The 19,128-nt window shown below is 42.9% G+C and carries 18 protein-coding genes and 3 pseudogenes; 16 read left to right on the top strand and 5 right to left on the bottom strand.

Annotated features, from left to right (window positions below; translation table 11 throughout):
- The first annotated feature begins 75 nt into the window (after positions 1-75).
- From FTV11_RS02690 to FTV11_RS02640, 11 genes are all read left to right on the top strand, one after another.
- Positions 76-495 (top strand): hypothetical protein, encoded by a 420-nt coding sequence (locus tag FTV11_RS02690; protein WP_111885093.1) that lies wholly within the window; start codon positions 76-78, stop codon positions 493-495.
- A 232-nt stretch (positions 496-727) separates the two neighbouring features.
- Positions 728-883, top strand: a complete 156-nt coding sequence (locus tag FTV11_RS02685; RefSeq protein ID WP_180073336.1) for a hypothetical protein — start codon at positions 728-730, stop codon at positions 881-883.
- A 311-nt stretch (positions 884-1,194) separates the two neighbouring features.
- The gene (locus FTV11_RS02680; protein WP_078193274.1) at positions 1,195-1,605 is read left to right on the top strand and encodes an RcnB family protein; all 411 of its coding nucleotides are present in this window, start codon (positions 1,195-1,197) and stop codon (positions 1,603-1,605) included.
- 229 nt (positions 1,606-1,834) lie between these two features.
- Positions 1,835-2,245, top strand: coding sequence for an RcnB family protein (locus FTV11_RS02675; RefSeq protein WP_180073335.1), 411 nt, complete (start codon positions 1,835-1,837; stop codon positions 2,243-2,245).
- Between the two features lie 131 nt (positions 2,246-2,376).
- Positions 2,377-3,729, top strand: a complete 1,353-nt coding sequence (argA, locus tag FTV11_RS02670) for an amino-acid N-acetyltransferase (protein ID WP_111886026.1) — start codon at positions 2,377-2,379, stop codon at positions 3,727-3,729.
- A 338-nt stretch (positions 3,730-4,067) separates the two neighbouring features.
- On the top strand, positions 4,068-5,030 hold the full coding sequence (locus FTV11_RS02665) for a sulfonate ABC transporter substrate-binding protein (RefSeq protein ID WP_168379805.1): 963 nt from the start codon (positions 4,068-4,070) through the stop codon (positions 5,028-5,030).
- Between the two features lie 26 nt (positions 5,031-5,056).
- Entirely contained in the window at positions 5,057-6,046 is a 990-nt protein-coding gene (locus FTV11_RS02660; RefSeq protein ID WP_180073334.1) for an aliphatic sulfonate ABC transporter substrate-binding protein, read from the top strand.
- 33 nt (positions 6,047-6,079) lie between these two features.
- The gene (gene ssuD / locus FTV11_RS02655) at positions 6,080-7,255 is read left to right on the top strand and encodes an FMNH2-dependent alkanesulfonate monooxygenase (RefSeq protein ID WP_168379803.1); all 1,176 of its coding nucleotides are present in this window, start codon (positions 6,080-6,082) and stop codon (positions 7,253-7,255) included.
- Complete coding sequence (gene ssuC / locus FTV11_RS02650) at positions 7,255-8,070, top strand: aliphatic sulfonate ABC transporter permease SsuC (RefSeq protein WP_180004323.1); 816 nt, start codon at positions 7,255-7,257, stop codon at positions 8,068-8,070. Before ssuD ends, ssuC begins: the two co-directional genes overlap by 1 nt.
- A gap of 10 nt (positions 8,071-8,080) precedes the next feature.
- Complete coding sequence (locus tag FTV11_RS02645; protein ID WP_111886022.1) at positions 8,081-8,887, top strand: ABC transporter ATP-binding protein; 807 nt, start codon at positions 8,081-8,083, stop codon at positions 8,885-8,887.
- A gap of 347 nt (positions 8,888-9,234) precedes the next feature.
- Positions 9,235-9,855: a TetR/AcrR family transcriptional regulator gene (locus tag FTV11_RS02640; protein WP_078190649.1), complete on the top strand. Its 621-nt coding sequence runs from the start codon at positions 9,235-9,237 to the stop codon at positions 9,853-9,855.
- Between the two features lie 69 nt (positions 9,856-9,924).
- Here FTV11_RS02640 and FTV11_RS02635 read toward each other — a convergent pair whose 3' ends face one another.
- The 4 genes and pseudogenes from FTV11_RS02635 to FTV11_RS02625 form a co-directional block, all read right to left on the bottom strand.
- Positions 9,925-10,491 (bottom strand): 5'-nucleosidase, encoded by a 567-nt coding sequence (locus tag FTV11_RS02635; RefSeq protein WP_111886021.1) that lies wholly within the window; start codon positions 10,489-10,491, stop codon positions 9,925-9,927.
- A gap of 117 nt (positions 10,492-10,608) precedes the next feature.
- Positions 10,609-11,322 carry a hypothetical protein gene (locus FTV11_RS17035; protein ID WP_373686217.1) on the bottom strand — a complete coding sequence of 238 codons (714 nt, stop codon included), beginning with the start codon at positions 11,320-11,322 and terminating at the stop codon, positions 10,609-10,611.
- An 81-nt stretch (positions 11,323-11,403) separates the two neighbouring features.
- Positions 11,404-11,625, bottom strand: a pseudogene (locus FTV11_RS16960) (Rieske 2Fe-2S domain-containing protein); the annotation flags it as partial.
- Between the two features lie 319 nt (positions 11,626-11,944).
- Positions 11,945-13,085, bottom strand: a pseudogene (locus tag FTV11_RS02625) (TDT family transporter).
- A 208-nt stretch (positions 13,086-13,293) separates the two neighbouring features.
- Here FTV11_RS02625 and ribF point away from each other — a divergent pair.
- The 5 genes and pseudogenes from ribF to FTV11_RS02600 form a co-directional block, all read left to right on the top strand.
- Positions 13,294-14,295, top strand: a complete 1,002-nt coding sequence (gene ribF, locus FTV11_RS02620) for a riboflavin biosynthesis protein RibF (protein WP_168379800.1) — start codon at positions 13,294-13,296, stop codon at positions 14,293-14,295.
- A gap of 63 nt (positions 14,296-14,358) precedes the next feature.
- Entirely contained in the window at positions 14,359-17,205 is a 2,847-nt protein-coding gene (ileS, locus tag FTV11_RS02615; RefSeq protein WP_180073333.1) for an isoleucine--tRNA ligase, read from the top strand.
- The gene (gene lspA, locus FTV11_RS02610) at positions 17,198-17,737 is read left to right on the top strand and encodes a signal peptidase II (protein WP_078190655.1); all 540 of its coding nucleotides are present in this window, start codon (positions 17,198-17,200) and stop codon (positions 17,735-17,737) included. Before ileS ends, lspA begins: the two co-directional genes overlap by 8 nt.
- Complete coding sequence (locus tag FTV11_RS02605) at positions 17,730-18,212, top strand: peptidylprolyl isomerase (protein WP_078190656.1); 483 nt, start codon at positions 17,730-17,732, stop codon at positions 18,210-18,212. Before lspA ends, FTV11_RS02605 begins: the two co-directional genes overlap by 8 nt.
- 145 nt (positions 18,213-18,357) lie before the next feature.
- Positions 18,358-18,567: pseudogene (locus FTV11_RS02600) on the top strand (NADPH-dependent FMN reductase); the annotation flags it as partial.
- Positions 18,568-18,585: 18 nt separating this feature from the next.
- On the opposite strand, the gene FTV11_RS02595 reads toward FTV11_RS02600, so the two are convergent.
- Positions 18,586-19,128, bottom strand: a 543-nt coding sequence (locus FTV11_RS02595; RefSeq protein WP_180073332.1) for an RNA-guided endonuclease TnpB family protein, incomplete at its 5' end; no start/stop codon positions are given.

Here is a 19,128-nt window from a genome sequence, read left to right as displayed (position 1 = left end):
CACGCGAAAGTCGACTTGAGTTTTTAGCAAATTTGCCGATACTTGGGGCATTCTTTAAAAACATTGGATTGATACATGTCTGACTTTAGCAATATTACAGTGACTCCAACTGAGGATGGCATGGTTAACCTACTGGTCGATGGTCAACCGATTTCAGCAAAATATGGCATGAAATTCGACCCGAGTATCGTGGACGATTTAAAGGGCTTAGATGTCGGTCAAAATGCAAAATTATTTGAACAATTTATTTTTTCGCATACTGACTTAAACTTTGAGCATGCCTATTTCTATGTCACTTGCATTCAAAAGCAAGAAGCAGGCTTTCAAGTGATCACTAACTTTGTTTATCGCATCATTGCGCAAGATCAAGCACCGTTTGAGCATGTGATTACCAAACAAGGTGCAGCAATGACACCTGAAGATATTAATGAATTTATTCAAGCTCATATTCAAAAATCATTAACGGATTATACCGACCTGAAATACGCATACTAATTAAGTTCCAAGTGACACATTTAGCACTAAAAAGGGCCATTTGATGCCCTTTTTTTAAACCCTTAGATTAGCATTTGAAATTCAACAAGCTTTGATCAATAGACAGCTTCATTACCCAACTTGCCATTGATCGTATTTTTAAATTATTTTTATAATAATATTCGGTTTTTCAAATTAAGTATAAAAGCATAGACTGCTGGCCATGACATAGACCGACGGCAAGGAGACCCAAATGGCTGATCAAAAACGCAAAATTGAAACCATTCGTTCAATTAAAACCTTACAACTGACTGAAAATTTGATCTCTGCAATGGACGATGCCGAGCAAGCTGAATATGTGGCTCAAGCAATTTATTCACTCCAATGCCTAAACGAGCAGTGGTACTAAAACCCGAAGTTACTCAACATTTTCAGTCTTTCATCTCTCCCCTCATTTGCCTGTCAAGACTTGATGGGCTGTTTTGATCGTGCTTACAATAGACCTCAAATTTGATCAAGACTGCATTGCAAGGATAAAAAGCACGCATTATCGGACCATCGCTTTCAAGATGGAAAGATTGTTCTCGGCGCCAAATTTATCGCATAATATCCGCAATCTCTTCGTTTTATTTAAAGAAATATTCATCTTTCTTCACAGTTTCTCTGCATTTAATGCGTACAGTAGTGATATTGAAGATAAATTACTCATGAGGGTTGAACATGAAAAAGATTTTGCCAATTTTGGCTATTTCTTTCAGTGCTTTAATAGCAAGCAGCATCACGTCTGCAGCGCCTCACTTCAAGAACGATGAACGTGGCTTTGATGGCCCACGCGGCAATGCATATGGTCAAATGAAAAAAGATCGTGATTTCCGTGGTTATCAGGACGATGACGATCTTGAAGATCGACGCCGTATGCGTGAACAACGTGGAGTCAAACGTTTGCAACAACATAAATGGCAAACGGGCTATGTGATGCCACAGCATTATCGTGGTAATGGTTATAAAGTCGATTATAAAGACCATAACTTACCTAAACCATCGCGTAATCAGCAATGGTATAAAATCAATAATGACTACATATTGGTCAACTCAGATAGTAACAGTATTCTGAAAATTTTAGGTATGTAAGCCGTTTTGAATTTAATTTCGCCATATTTTTAAAGTCCAGATCAACTCTGGGCTTTTTTTAATGTTTAACCGCAAAAGCTGATGCTGCCTAACGTTCAGATCATTTACACACCTTCAAATTTCCTCCATACATTTCACAATTCAACTATATTGCCCCCACGCTTTCTCTGAACTTTCTCGCTAATTTTGAATCATCGAAAAACAGATTAGAAATGTATAGAGGTGTCCCATGAACAAAATCGTATCGAGTTTAGTTCTTTCCGTATCGGCTTTGATGGCAACAACAGCAGCCATTGCTGCGCCAGACCATCGTCAAGATGACCGCCGTTACCATCCGTCATACCAACATCAAGACAACCGTTGGGACAAAGATCACCGTCCGGGCAATTGGAATAACAACAACCGTTATGACAATAATCGCTACGACCGTAATGACTTTCGTCGTGTAAACCCAAGCCGTGATTGGCGTGTCGGTCAAAGCTTTCCACGTTATTTCGACTCAAGCCGCTACAAAGTGAGTGATCGTGAAGCACGCCGCTTACCGAACACCGGTCGTTATCAACAATGGTACAAAATCAATGGTGATTACGTGCTAGTCAATGATCGTACCGATCGCATCATTCGAATTAAGAATGGCTAATCATTCGACGATCTCTTGAGTCCCTTTCCCAACACCTGAACACTGTTCAGGTGTTTTTTTATATTTGCTTTCCGCTGTCATATGTTTTTGTTTAGAATCATCCATACCAAAGCGAATAAACAGGCATAGGCATGCAAACGAATATCACTGAACCATCTTCCAGCACAACCTTACAGTATGTGCATTGGTTCCGTCATTCTGCACCCTATATTAATGCGCATCGTAACAAAACCTTTGTCATCATGTTTGATGGTGAAGCGCTGCAACATGAAAATTTTCAACACATTATTCACGATATTGCCTTATTACACTCGCTTGGTATTCGTCTAATTTTGGTGCATGGTGCCCGTCCGCAAATCAATCATAATTTACAAAGCAGCGGCATCCAGACACCATTTCATCATCATCGTCGCATTACCACACGCGAATCTTTACCTGCAGTGATGAATGCTGTTGGCTCCATTCGTCTGCAAATTGAAGCCCTCCTATCTATGGGTTTAGCCAACTCACCGATGTACGGCGCGCGTATTGATGTGGTTTCAGGTAATTTAGTCACGGCAAAACCGTATGGCATTCGTGACGGTATCGATTTTCAACTGTCTGGTGAAGTTCGTTCCGTCGATATTGATGCGATTCAACGTCATTTAGAGAGCCAAAACATTGTGGTGCTTGGGCCGACAGGTTATTCCACTACAGGTGAAGTGTTTAATTTATTGGCTGAAGAAGTTGCGACCAAAACTGCGATCAGTTTAAAAGCGGATAAGTTAATTTTCTTGGGCAAACAACACGGTTTGCACAATGAACATGGGCAACTACAACGCGAAATTACGCCTCATCAACTTGATCAGCATATTTTGCAATATCAAGATTCTAACCCCGATATTGCCCTGCATTTAAGCGTTGCCAAAGATGCCTCCCTACAAGGCGTACACCGTGTTCATCTTATTTCCTATGCCTATGATGGCGCATTGATCGAAGAACTGTTCACACGTGACGGTTCTGGCACCATGATCACCGATGCGCATTATGAAGAAGTGCGTACTGCCGATATTCAAGATGTGGGTGGCTTAATCAATCTGTTACGCCCTCTCGAACAAGAAGGCATTTTGGTTTATCGCTCACGTGAACGTCTGGAAAATGAAATTGGACAATTTGCAGTGATTGAACGTGACGGTACGATTTTGGCCTGCGCTGCGTTATATCCGATTCCTGTCACAGGGAATGAAAAACGCTCTGCTGAAATCGCATGTGTGGCTGTGCATCCGGGGTATCGAAAATCGAATCGCGGTAGCCAAATTTTGCATTATTTAGAAGAAAAAGCGCGAGATTTAGGTATTGAACAATTGTTTATTTTGACCACACGAACAGCGCATTGGTTCCTTGAACAAGGTTTTGAACAAGTCAGTGTCGATGACTTACCGAATGCCCGTCAGGCCTTATACAACTACCAAAGAAACTCATTGGTTTGTAAAAAGTCACTTTAAAGTGGCTTTTTTTATGCGCTGAATAGCATTATTTTGCATAAGGTTATGCCTAATCCCTTGGCTATCCCCCTCAAATCACTTTGCAAGCCACAGAATAACCATATCTGCCATTTAAATAACCCAAATAAATAAATAATTTCAATAACTTAAAATAACACTTTGACACATTATATGTTTTTCTAAAATCATAATTTTTCATAAGTTTTGCTGATTTTTATTTATCTTTTTTCCTGATTTTAAATTTAAGTTTTCTTATTTTTTTCGAAAAAGAAAACTCTTTAGCTTATGTGTTCATAAATCAACAGTTCTGCACATTTAGACCTTTATAGGAGCAACACATGCGTACTCACAAAGTAAAACTTTGGACAAAAACACTTGTACTGTCTACAGCGGTTGTGGGTGCCATGATGATGTCGGGCTGTGGCAAAAAAGAGGCTGATGAAAATGTCACCTTAAATATTGGCTTCCAAAAATATGGCTTATTGCCAATTTTAAAAGAACGCGGAACCTTAGAAACAGCCTTAAAAAGCCAAGGTGTAAATATCAAATGGGTGGAATTTCCTGCGGGTCCACAGCTGCTTGAAGGGCTCAATGTGGGCAGCGTGTCATTTGGTGAAGTCGGTGAAGCACCGCCTATCTTTGCTCAAGCCGCTCAAACCGATTTGGTTTACATTGCCAACCAACCTGCAGTTCCAAAAGCTGAAGCATTAATTGTGCAAAAAGATTCGGCTATTCACAGTATTCAGGACTTAAAAGGTAAACGTGTGGCCTTAAACAAAGGCTCAAACGTGCATTACCTGTTGCTCAAGCTGTTGGAAGCCAATCAGCTTAAATTTAGCGACATCAATGTCGTGTATTTACCACCTGCCGACGCACGTGCTGCTTTTGAAAAAGGTGCCGTTGATGCATGGGTAATTTGGGACCCGTTCCTTTCTGCTGCTGAGCATCAACTTAATGCTCGCACCATTGCCAATGGCGAAAACTTGGTGAAGAACTACCAGTTCTATTTGGCCGATCGTAAATTTGCTCAGGAAAATCCAAAAGTCCTGCAAGCTGTGGTGAATGAGTTGAATTTGACCACGCAATGGGTCTCAAAAAATCAAGATGAAGCGGCCAAGTTACTCGAAGGCAAAACCGGCTTAGGTCTAGATGTGCTTAAAACCTCAATTTCCCGTTTAGGCAATCAAGTGACGCCGATTACTACACAAGTGGCGCAAGAGCAGCAGCAAGTCGCTGATGCGTTTTATAACGAAAAATTAATTCCCAATAAATTAAATATTGAGTCGGCCATTATCAAATAAGCCGACTACAGCATAAGGGCGATGCCATGCGTATTCTAAGAACATTTTCCATACTGACTTTAGCCACTTTGGGCCTTGGACTCAGTGCGTGCCAAAAACAAGAAACAGCACAGCAGGATCGTGAAAAACCAACTGAAACAGCCGTAAAAACCTTGGTTATTGGTTTTCAAAAATCAGCCTTAAATTTGTTGGTTGCCCGTGAACAAAAGCTCTTTGAACAACAATTTCCCGGTGCTCACATTGAGTGGAAGGAGTTCCCTGCTGGCCCACAAATGTTAGAAGCCCTTGCGGTCGGTGCGGTGGATTATGGCTATGTCGGCAACACCCCGCCTATTTTTGCCCAAGCTGCCAATAAAGACCTGAATTATATTGGCTATGAAGTGGTGCCTGAACAGTCGCTTGCTGTCGTGATTCCAGCGGATAGCTCAATCAAAACCATTCAAGAATTACGTGGCAAACGCGTTGCTGTACAAAAAGGCTCGAGTGCGCATGAGTTATTAGCCAAAACTTTAGAAAAAGCCGGTTTGACTTGGAATGACATTCAACCGATTTGGATTCCACCAGCAGATGCACGTGCCGCATTTGATAAAAAATCAATTGATGCATGGGCCATTTGGGACCCGTTTTTATCTGCTGCGGAGTTGGATGCTCAGGCTAAAGTGCTGATTCAATCCGGTGATTTTCCAAAGACCTATTCATTTTATGTGGCAAATCCAAAAGTCGTTCAAGCGCACCCTAATGCCCCAGCTAAATTTTTAAAGGCCCTAGATGCTTCCGATCAGTGGATTGTGAAGAACCAAAATGTGGCTTTAGAGATTTATCAAAACAGCACTGGGCTGCAAAAGAATATTGCTGCGCAAGCCTTTTCTCGCCGATCTAAACCATCTCCTGTGCGCCCGCTGACACCTGAGGTCATTCAAGCACAGCAAAATATTGCGGACTTATTTAAACAAGTCCAACTGATTCCAAACAACATTCAAGTCCAAAAGCAAGTTTGGACACCTTCATCACATTGATACCCGAGCCATCAAAAATACAAGGAACTGAACATGAAAATTTTCTGGTTTATCCCTACCCACGGTGACAGTCGCTACTTAGGAACAAGTAAAGGTGCACGCCAAGTCGATCACGCCTACATGAAGCAAATTGCAGTAGCGGTGGATAATCTTGGCTATGAAGGCGTTCTGATTCCGACAGGTCGTTCATGTGAAGATCCATGGCTTACAGCTGCAAGCTTGATTGATGCCACTAAAAATCTAAAATTTCTAGTCGCGCTACGCCCAGGGGTGACAACGCCTGCACTGACTGCACGTATGGCTGCAACATTTGACCGTTTATCTGGCGGTCGTATCTTACTGAATTTAGTTACAGGCGGTGATGAGCAAGAACTCAAGGGTGATGGTGTCTATGAAGATCACGCAACGCGTTACCAAACTGCCGCGGAATACACCACAATTTGGCGTGAAATTTTAACCCGTTCACATACTGGTGAAAGCTATACCTTCCATGGCGAACGTTTGAGTGTAGACGACGCCAAATTACTCTATCCACCGGTACAAAAACCTTATCCACCACTATGGTTTGGCGGTTCGTCAGAAGCTGCTGTTGAACTCGCGACAGATCAAGTTGACACCTATTTAACTTGGGGTGAGCCACCTGCTGCGGTAAAAGAAAAAATTGCAGTGGTGCGTGAAAAAGCCAAAGCCAAAGGACGTGAACTGAATTATGGCATTCGTTTACATGTCATTGTACGCGAAACCAATGAAGAGGCATGGAAAGCAGCTGAAGAACTAATCCAATATGTCGACGATGCCACCATTGCAGCCGCGCAAGCCAAGTTCAAAACCATGGACTCTGTAGGGCAACGCCGTATGGCTGAACTGCACAATGGCGACCGTAGCAAATTAGAAGTATCTCCAAACTTATGGGCAGGTGTTGGATTGGTTCGTGGTGGTGCAGGTACGGCACTCGTTGGTGATCCTGAAACTGTCGCCGCACGTATCCAAGAATATGCCGATCTCGGGATTAGCACCTTTATTTTCTCTGGTTACCCACACCTTGAAGAGTCTATCCGTTTTGCAGAATTAGTGTTCCCATTACTGCCATTGGAAACACGTCAGAAATTGGTTCAACCTAACTTAACCGGCCCATTTGGTGAGATTGTCGCGAACAATTACACACCAGATGAAAATAAAAAAGCTGAAAAGATTCAGGAGCCGGCCTAATGTCCAAAACTGTTTCTGTTGAAACCTTCAAAGCACCGAAGGTTTCACGTGGAACACAACTCGGGCAGCGTTTGCTGCCTTGGTTGTTTCCTATTGCATTAATTATTGTTTGGCAAATTGCCTCTGTTACAGGGCTGTTAGAAAGTCGTATTTTGCCTGCGCCAAGTGCGGTGGTGGTGGTCTTTTGGAACTTACTGATCAGTGGTGAACTGTGGAAGCATGTTCAAATCAGTGCCGGTCGTGCTTTGGTTGGGCTTTTAGTCGGCGGTGGATTAGGTCTTTTTTTAGGGCTGCTGAATGGTTCATCCAAAACAGCATCGACGCTACTCGATACCACGCTGCAAATGATCCGTAACATTCCTGCTCTTGCCCTGATTCCCTTGGTGATTTTATGGTTTGGGATCGATGAATCGGCCAAACTTTTTTTAGTCGCTATTGGCGTATTCTTTCCCATTTATATCAATACCTATCATGGTATTCGTTCTGTAGACCCTCAACTGATTGAAATGGGCAAAAGCTACGGTTTGAGTGGCTGGCAACTTTATAAAGAAATCATTCTACCGGGGGCGATGCCGTCTATTTTGGTTGGTCTGCGTTTTTCACTCGGGCTCGTTTGGGTTTTGTTGATTGTGGCAGAAACCATTTCTGCACAAGCCGGCATCGGTTATATGACCATGAATGCACGCGAATTTCTACAAACCGATATCGTCTTGGTCGGGATTTTATTGTATGCCCTACTCGGTAAATTGGCCGATGTACTGGCTGTTGCCTTAGAAAAATATTTACTCCGTTGGCACTCGGGTTACCAAAAATAAGGAGCATGTGATGACCGATTTAAGCATAAGCCGTCATGCAGACGACTCAACCCAACCTCAGCGTTCTTCAGTCGAGGATATCAACCCCCATGCGGTGTTGGGCGCAGAGATCCTGATTGAACAACTACACAAATTTTATGGCGATGTTAAAGTCCTTGAGGACCTTGACCTGCATATTCAACCCGGTGAATTCTTGGCGATTGTCGGTCGTAGTGGCTGTGGTAAAAGTACCCTGCTTCGCCTCATCGCCGACTTAGAAAAACCGAGTTATGGCGAAATTAAATTTAAGTCTGCACGTCATATACGTGAAGGCATCACCAGTGATGATATTCGTGTGATGTTCCAAGACCCTCGCCTACTGCCTTGGCGTAGCATTGAGAAAAATGTACAACTTGGTTTAAGCAAAGACCAACACGCCAATGCCACAGCACTCCTCGAAAAAGTCGGTTTAAAAGACAAAGCGGGGCTTTGGCCAACACAGCTGTCAGGGGGGCAACGACAACGTACTGCACTGGCACGTGCTTTGTCACATAAACCACGTATATTGCTGCTAGATGAACCACTGGGTGCGCTCGATGCCTTAACACGTTTAGATATGCAGAATTTGATTGAAAAACTCTGGACCGAGCAAGGTTTTACCGCGATTTTGGTCACGCATGATGTAAGTGAAGCCGTGCAGTTGGCAGACCGTATAATCTTGCTCGATAAAGGCCATATTGCCCAAGAATTTCGTGTCAATTTGGCCCGTCCACGAAAAAAAGGCATTGAATTTACTGAACTTGAACAACAAGTCTTACAAGCAGTCTTGGCCACTTAAGCTATACTTGTGCAGGAAATCATCACTTAAACTGTGTGACTTCCTGTCCTGTTCTAGAGCAATATCGCAACATAACCACGTTTAGCATTGAGGGGAGATTTATCGCCTGTTGACAAATACATCACAAAAATTACGACAAATCATATAAATCCATGACTAAAAATAATGATTTATTTAAATTTCACCCTAAAATGATTATTTGAAATATTATGGCATTCGTCGTATTTATTTGACCGTTGAACAGAATAAACTGCCAAAATTCATAAAATTAAAAACGATGATTGTGCACAAATCTGTTGATTTGCCGTACAATTCAATATTCCCTTTTCATTTTCTTAAAAGAGCTAATGGAACAAAAAAAGAGTACCCAGAAACGCCACCAGTTGCTTAATGCAGCACTGGATGTCTTTTCCCTGTATGGCTTCAATGGCGCCAGCTTGGATGAGATCGCACAGATTGCAGAAATGCATAAATCGAATATTTTCTATTACTATGAAAATAAAGAAGCGCTTTATGTTGAAGTTCTGACAACGGTTCTACAAAAGTGGCTTGCTCCGCTACAAATGTTGGAAGCAGACCTTGAGCCTGAAGAAGCGATCACCAATTATCTATTGCAGAAAATTGAAGTATCTCGTACGCAACCGAAAGCCTCACGTTTGTTCGCACTTGAAGTCATTCAGGGCGCACCACACATTCTTGAAATTTTAAAAGGCCCACTAAAAAAATTAGTGAAACGCAAAGCCAAAGTCATTAGCAACTGGCAAGAGCAAGGTAAAATTTCAAAAGATATTGATCCAGAACTTTTAATTCTGAACATTTGGGCAATCACGCAAAACTATGCTGACTTTGCAACCCAAATGGAAATGGTCACTGGAAAAACCTTACGTAATCGCAGTATGCAACAACGGATTATTCAACATACCGTCCATATGATGCTTTACGGTGTAATTCCACGCCCAGAAAAGTAAATTGAATTGGGTCGAATTGGCATACGACCATAGCATTCTATGGTCGCCGACCGAAATTAGCTAAATGCCTTATTTGACTGTTTGATATAATTTCAATAATTTCTTTGCGCCGAATAATAAATTTTCTTCCCAATCCAGATGCGCTGTGTCATTCGCACCATCGGTAATATATTTTACCGATACAAAGCGAACACCCAGTTTTTTACATACTTTAGCGATTGCGTAGCCTTCCATATCGACAAGATTACACGGTACTTTCGGCAGCCCAGTTTCAAAGCTGTCGCCTGTACCACAAATTCCTTTAGGCAAATGGCTAAACATGCTCTCTGGCTGAATTTCAGCAGGATGATCGGTATCCATCGGCGTCACCCCCACATCAAAACCCAAAGGCGATACATCCATATCCCGTTGTACAAATTGAGCTACTTCAACCAAAGCATGTGCATCAAAATGTGAACTTCCCGCAGTGCCCAAATTCAGCAAAGTATGACATCCGGTTTTTTGAATCACATCAAAGGCTTTAAATGCGGCATTGACTTTACCAATACCACTGTAATGTACTTCAATGCCTGCGGCTTCAAACAAGCCTTTAGATTCACTCGGCAGTGCCATAATTAAAGCGATTTGCTGACGCATAGCGGTCTCCTCAAATTGATGCCTTCATATAGCATACATTTGCACGTGCGCAGAAAAAATCATCTTCAAAAATCACATTGCTCAGAAAATAAATTCCTCACGCAGATTTGAATGCTATCAAATTTGAAATTGCATCGGCCGCTTGCCAATAAAAGACGGTGCCAATTGTTGGTCATGACGTAAGGCATCTAAAATCTTCTCTAAGGCAATATGTGCCATATCCCCTCGTACACTATGCGAATGGGTCATCGGCATATGCTCGATGCCAGCTCTTCGCGCTGACAAAATTTTAATGTCTTGTTTGTTGACCACCCAAGTATAGGCATTCACAGCCGGCATCAATGCCTTAGACAACAATTTTGGAATCGGAAATTTATAACTGACACAGGTATAAACCCGTGACTCATACGGCCCCACAGGGCTAATCAGACTATTAAACACCATGCCCGATGGCTCTCCCCAATGGTATTCCACCAAGGTAATATTCGGCGCGATAAAACTGTCGCGGTGGACCTGTTCAGCACCATGCGGATTGGTCAGCCATGGCATCATGCCGACATCTGCATCATGGTCATGATAGTCAACGACTACTTTGCGCGGCCCGACATCTATGGTGGCATCCACGGCTTTTCCCGACTCTGAACGAAACCAGCCTTCATGGACAAATATGGTATGGGTTACATCCATTATATTCTGTGCAACAGCGCCCATCTCGCCATCATAACTGCCGACCATGTAATAGCTGACCCAGCCGGCTTGATCATAAAACGGTAATTTAAATATTTCCGGGCGTTCCTGTTTGGGCTTTTCACCGAGATAAATCCATACCACCCCATCTTGCTCACATACATCAAAACTACGCTGTTTAAAGGGATGCGGTTTTTCTGGAAAAAATTGTCCATTGACACTAGGAATATGCGCCACATGCCCATCGCCCTGATACGACCAACCATGATATGGACATGTCACGCAGCCATCGGTCATTTTACCCTTAGACAAAGGCACACCACGATGCACACATTGATCGAGCAATGCAGCGGCTGTTCCATCTTTTTGTCGGAACAGAACAATTTTTTTACCATACAGGGTGGCTGAAAAAGGCTGATCTTTTTTGAGTTCTTTAGAGGTACAAGCGACGTACCATTCTTATAATAATCCTTTGGCATCATCCCAAAAACTGGTTTGATTACACATAATTCGATCCTTATTTTTATCTTTTTTGTTTTAATCCATAATCCTTACTCTAGCACCTACACTACAAGCAAGTTTATATCTCGAAACCTGTTGATCTCTTGAAAATACGCGCAAATTTTATACATGAATGTTTTGCATGGATAGCAAAATAACGTAACTGCATCACACGCTTGCACAAGCTCTATATTTGTTTGCTGAAATCCGTCAAAGCCAACGCGCTATAGTTTTCTTCAACGGATTTACATTCACCCGACATCATTTAAGATGCGCGCTGAGCATTACAATACGCTTTTAAACACGGAGAAAAAAATAAGCTACCGCGATAAAACCCTTGTATGGTTTTCAGCATCACCAATAACCAAAGCGTACAGAGCAATACTGCAAAAAAAGTACCGAACTGTTGAATAGCGTGTAATTGCGTCTGTTCCGCCAAATTGATGACTGCTAAACTAAAAACGCCGAATGGAAACGTCATCGCCCACCACCCGAGATTAAAGGGTAAATCTCGCAAATGTTTTAGCGTGATGAGTATAGCGATTCCGAACCACCATACACCAAATCCAAGTAGAACAAGGGCTGCGAACACGCCGCCTTGAAGCAACACCTGTCCTAAATCTGCCAAGTCTACTGCTGTCAAAATACGTGGGGCTTGCTCGCCCAAAAGTAACAGCGCTAAAGCCCCTGTCCCAATCGGTCCTAAGGCCAACCAACTGCTGATCGCCATTTCCTTGCTTGGCAATTGATGTAAAGCCAGACGCAGCAACAAGATGCTTAAGATGGCAAATGCAGGAAATACTGAGATCCCCCAAAGCAGATAACTCCCCAGCAAAATATGGACAGAATGGGCCTGTGCAGGTAAATGCGCCAACAATAAACCGCCTGAACTGGCAACCACCTCGCAAGCCACTATCGGCAATAACCATACTGCGGTCATGCCTTGCAGCGCATGTTGCTGACGACTAAACATCAGAAATGGAACACACCATGCAATCGCTATTGACATCAACACATCGACATACCATAAATATTCAGCCCATGTGATGATGCTCATGCCCAAAAACTCTGTGTATAGCGTGGTGCCAAATTTCAATGCGCCATTGATCAGGGTTGCCAGTGCCATGAGGATCGCCCCAAGAAATAAACTCATCACTGGATGCTGGAAAATCTGCTTGTGGGTACAATATCCATCGGCTGAGATACATCCCACTAAACAATATGAACAACACGATGCTGATCTGCCACAGCGCTGCTCCGAAGGACCACATCCACTGCGGCGCCACCGCTATAGATGGTAAAATGAGGGCCACCACACCTGTGCCCATCACCACCGTAAACCAGTTTGGGGTGAAATGACGAATCAAGTCTTGTTTATGCTGGAGTTGATAAAATGGCATTTTCATCGCATGATGCTCATCAAAATGGAATGTCTATAGTTTAAGCACACCATTAAACAAGAAAAATTGATTAATATTTATTTTTATAATTTATTTTATTGATAGTAAATTCATCTCTGCATAAAAAAACTTGAGTAAAAACACAACAACAAGACGAACGCAGAAGATTATGGCAATATATAGCCCTCAAACATTTTCAACAATTGATTCGCCCATGAAGCTGCTCCGTCTGAATGCTTTAGCGCCCCACTTAGAACTCCCCAAAACTGCCGTGACCATTGGCAATTTTGATGGTGTACATTTGGGTCATCAAGCGATGGTCAGCCAGCTCAAAGACATAGCACAGCAACAAAACTTAAAAACAGCTGTGATGATTTTTGAGCCACAACCGCTTGAATTCTTTAAAGCTTATGATGCACCGCCTCGAATCAGTTCACTACGTGAAAAAGTCGAATATTTAACTGAACTAGGCGTCGACTATATTGTGGTGGCGAAATTTGACAATGCCTTTCGTAATCTCAGCGCCGAAGAATTTGCCGATATTTTAAAAAATAAACTCAATACACAAAGTTTAGTTTTGGGCGAAGATCATCACTTTGGCAAAAACCGCCAAGGCAATAGCGAATTTTTACGCCAATACGGCTTCCAAGTCACAGCCCTGCAAAATGTCGAAGTTGATGGCGAACGTGTCAGTTCGACACTGGTTCGTCAGACATTACAAGCAGGCGACCTTGCCCATGCCGCAAAACTTTTAGGTCGTCCTTATAGCATCACCGGTCGTGTGCAGTATGGCGATCAAATCGGTCGCACCATTAATTTTCCTACCATTAATGTGCGTTTAAACCGTCATAAACCTTGTTTAAATGGCATTTATGCAGTCGATGTCATTTGTGAAACCGAATCTTTAACAGATAAAGTAAAAAACGAAAATGCTGACAAATTAGGGGTTGCAGGTTATGCACCCTCTGCTCTGTTTGGTGCAGGGCATGTTGGTACGCGTCCCGCAATTAAACAGGAACATCCTGAATGGCGATTAGAAGTACATTTTCCTGATGTTTCTGCTAATCTGTATGGCCTGTTAATGCGGGTGACGTTCTTGAACTTTTTACATGGCGAAAAGGACTACCCTTCGCTTGAAGCACTGAAAGCCGGAATTGATGACGACGTCGAAAAGCTCCTTGAGTTTCGAGGTCAGCACCCTCATTTCCCCTTTTAAACCCCGATTATTTATTGTAAAACGCGTCAGTCAACGGGCTGATAAATTTGGAAGACAACTTGCATGAGCGATAAGCAAACTCCTGAAAATGCAGTGGATTATAAAGCCACGCTAAACCTCCCAGGTACTGAATTTGCGATGAAAGCAAATCTCGCAGTACGTGAAGCGAAATGGTTAGAAGAGTGGTATGCCGACAACATTTATCAGCAGATTCGTGCATCGCGTATTGGCAAGAAAAAATATGTGCTTCATGACGGCCCTCCATACGCAAATGGCCAAATTCACTTAGGCCATGCGGTGAATAAAGTCCTGAAAGACATCATCATCAAAAGCCGTGTAATGGACGGTTTTGACGCACCGTATGTACCAGGTTGGGACTGTCACGGTCTTCCAATCGAACTGAAAGTTGAAGAAAAAGTCGGTAAAGTCGGCGTGAAAGTAGATGCCTCAACTTTCCGTAAAGCCTGCCGTGAATATGCCTACACCCAAGTTGAATTACAGAAAAAAGACTTCGTGCGTATGGGTGTGTTTGGTGATTGGGACAACCCTTACCTCACCATGAACTTCAAACAAGAAGCCGACATCGTTCGTTCGCTCGGTGAAATTGCCAAAGCAGGCCATATTGAGCCGGGTCTTAAACCTGTGAACTGGTGTTTGGACTGTGGTTCTGCCTTAGCTGAAGCTGAAGTGGAATACGAAGACAAAAAATCAGATGCGATTGACGTTGGTTTTAGCGTTGTTGATTTAGCTGATTTATCTGCACGCCTAGGTGTTACAGTTAGCGATTCTACAGATATCGTAATCTGGACAACCACACCTTGGACTATGCCTGCCAACCAAGCGGTTGCTCTACACGCTGAACTTGAATACCAATTGGTGAAAGCAACTGGCGAAGACAAAGCAGCGCAAAACTTCATCCTTGCAAAATCATTGGTTGAATCTGCAACTCAGCGTTATGGTTTTAACGCAGTAGAAGTGATTGCTGAATTTGCTGGTGCAAAACTTGAAAATCTAGTACTACAACATCCGTTAATTGCTGAACGCCAAGTACCAGTGATTTTAGGTGAGCATGTCACAGACGGCAGTGGTACAGGTGCTGTACATACCGCGCCAGGCCATGGTGTGGACGACTATAAAGTTGGCTTACAGTACAACCTGAAAGTCGACAATCCAGTTGGCGGCAACGGTGTGTATTTACCGACTGCACCAATTTTTGCAGGCGAACACATCTACAAAGCCAATCCAAAAATCATTGCTGCTTTAATCGAAGCAGGTAAACTTTGGGCACATGTGGTGATCAAACATAGCTATCCACATTGCTGGCGCCATAAAACACCGATTATCTTCCGTGCAACACCGCAATGGTTCATCAGCATGGATGCAAAAGGTTTACGCCAAGGTGCATTAAACGCGATTGAAAATGACATCAGCTTCGTACCGGATTGGGGTAAAAACCGTATCCAATCGATGATTGAAGGTCGTCCAGACTGGTGTATCTCACGTCAACGTACATGGGGCGTGCCGATTCCGTTCTTTGTGCATAAAGATACTAACGAACTTCACCCACGTACGCCTGAGCTGATCGAAGAAGTGGCGAAGCTGATTGAACAAGAAGGTATTGATGGTTGGTATAACCGTGATGCGTCTGAGTTTATCGGTGCAGATGCAGAGCAGTACAATGCAGTTCGTGACACTCTAGACGTTTGGTTTGACTCTGGAACAACACACTTTGCAGTACTCCGTGAACGTGAAGAATTGCAAGACCCAGCTGACTTGTACCTTGAAGGTTCTGACCAACACCGTGGTTGGTTCCAGTCTTCATTGTTAACGTCTATGGCGATTAATAACCGCGCACCGTACAAAGGCTTATTGACTCACGGCTTCGTTGTGGACGAAAAAGGCCGCAAAATGTCGAAGTCGATCGGTAACGTGATCACGCCGCAAGACATCATTAAAGACATGGGTGCAGATGGCCTACGTTTCTGGATTGCGTCTGCAGACTACCGTTATGAAATGACTGCAGGTAAAGAAATCTTCAGCCGTGCATCAGATGGTTACCGCCGTATCCGTAACACATTGCGTTTCTTGTTGGCGAACTTGAATGGCTTCAAACCATCGACTGATGCTTTGCCTGTTGATCAATTGATCGCACTGGATCAATACATCTTGCAACGTGCGGCGGAAGTACAAAAAACCATTCAGCAAGCCTATGAAGATATGAACTTCCATATCGTGACTAGCGCATTGACCAACTTCTGTATTAATGACTTGGGTGGTTTCTACCTCGACATCATCAAAGACCGTCAGTACACCACCAAAGCAGACTCTGCAGCGCGTCATTCTGCACAAACTGCGTTGTATCACTTGGTTCAAGCCTTTGTCCGCTGGATGTCTCCAATCTTGAGTTTCACCGCACAAGAAGCTTGGCCGTTGATTCCAGAGCAGTCTGAGAAATATGTATTTACTGCGGAGTGGTATGACATTCCTGTAGCTTCTACAGCGAATCTGGTGACTGAAGCTGAATGGCAAACCTTGATCACCGTTAAATCTGCGGTGAACAAGTTTATTGAAGCTGCACGTACTGCAAAAACTGTGGGTTCAAACTTGTCTGCCAAAGTTGAACTTTGGGCCAATGCTGAGCTGAAAGCTGTTTTAGACAAATTCGGTGAAGAACTGCGTTTTGTCCTCATCACTTCTCAAGTGATTGTCAATGCGTTTGATGCAGCGCAAGGTGAAGCCTCTGACCTTGACGGTTTAAATGTCAAAGTCTCTGCTGCTGATGGTGAAAAATGTGCACGCTGCTGGCATGTACTACCAGATGTGAATACACATCACGAACATCCAGGTCTTTGTTCTCGTTGTATTATTAACCTTCCTACAGGTCAAGGCGAAGAGAGAAAATATGCCTAATCCACAAGAAAAAAAGGGCTTCTTTCAATTCTACCCACACAATTTAGTGTGGGTGGGCTTATCCATTGTTGCCATTATTTTGGATCAATGGACCAAATGGATTGCAAGTACACATCTGAACTACGCAGATCCTGTACCTGTCATGCCCTTTTTAAATTGGACATTACTACATAACTATGGCGCTGCCTTTAGTTTCTTGTCCGATGCCGGTGGATGGCAACGTTATTTCTTTACTTCACTCGCAGGACTTGTGTCTGTCATTTTTGTATTTTGGCTCATGCGTATGCCAAAAAACGTGAAAGTCCTTCCAATTGCCATTGCCCTGATTTTAGGCGGCGCAATAGGTAACTTAATTGACCGCGTATCTTTAGGTTATGTGGTGGATTTCATTCACGTGTATTACAACAACAGCCACTTTCCTGCATTTAATATTGCAGACAGTGCCATTACATTAGGCACGATTCTGCTTCTTATCGATACGTTTTTCTTAGAAAAACACCGAATTCAACGTGCGGAAGCGCAAAATGACTGATTTTATCAATCCTAACGAGGAAACTCGTATTGAAGAAGGTTCTAAAGTAGACCTTCACTTTTCTGTTGCTATTGAAAATGGCGTAGAAATTGACAATACCCGTAGCCGTGCTGAACCTGTCAGCCTTGTCATGGGTGATGGCAGCTTATTACCGGGTTTTGAGAAAGCTTTATTCGGTTTACGTGCAGGTGACCGCCGTACTGTGAGCCTTCCTCCTGAAGATGCTTTTGGTCCATGGAACCCGGAAAACGTACAAAAATTTGATACTGTCAAATTTGAGCAACGTCCTGTTGAAGGCCATATGATTGAGTTTGAAGATAAAGCCAAACAAAGTCTGTATGGGGTGATCAAAACTGTAGGTGAAGACATTACCGAAGTGGATTTCAACCACCCTCTAGCCGGTAAAAATATCACCTTTGAAGTTGAAATTTTCAAAGTGACCCCTGCTGGTCAACAAGGCGTGAAACTGATCTAAGTTTCAGCAAATGAAAGCTCCTTCGGGAGCTTTTTTTTATCACTATTTTTATAACTATCAATCGACTCGATACATTTTCTGTATATGCAACGGACCGAATTCATATTAATTTAATGCAAGACTTTAAAACAAGACGGGAAATAAGATGAAACTTCATATTATTGTCGGCAGTGTCCGCGAAGGCCGCACGGCAATTAAGATTGCCAACTGGCTACTTTCAGAAATCGAAAGCTATGACTACAGTACCGTAGAAACTGAAATTGTCGATTTAAAAGAATGGGATCTGCCTATTTTTGCAGGCGCACATCCACCATTAACCGGGATTTATGACCAACCCAAACAACAAGCATGGGCAGTTGACATCCTCACCCCCTTAAAAGAGGGTGATTCCTACAGCTAGACGCTTATGCCCAAGCGCAAGAATGTTTAGAGCTGAGTTTATATCTCGATCATGAGCTGTACCACAGCTCATGCACTCCCATTCTCTTATTCCAAGATCTGTCTTACCTTTTGGACTACTTGAGGTGATCTCACCGCAGCACGAACAGATTTGGGTGGTATAGGCTTCTTGGACTTCTTCAAACAATACGCCTGCGTTCTCGCATTTATACTTGAGCATTGTTTTTAGTGCAGAAAATCCTGTATCCAAAACAGATTTTGCCATTTTGGTTTTTACTAATTTTTTAGCACTCAAGTCACCTACAATAATCAATGCATTTTCATTCACAAGCTTGGTGCTTGCTTTATGCAAATGATCTTTTCGACTATTTGCAATCTTGGCGTGTAATACACGAACACGCTTCTTATTCCTGGCTCTCTGAGCAATACCTAATTTCTGCTCATATTTTCGATAGAATTTTGGATTTGAAATTACAGTGCCATCAGAACAGGTGGCAATATCTTTTAAGCCTAGATC

Source organism: Acinetobacter sp. YH12231 (assembly GCF_013417755.1).
Lineage (GTDB): Bacteria > Pseudomonadota > Gammaproteobacteria > Pseudomonadales > Moraxellaceae > Acinetobacter > Acinetobacter amyesii.
The sequence above is the reverse complement of the archived record's forward strand: the minus strand, read 5'-3'. Positions and strand labels throughout refer to the sequence as shown.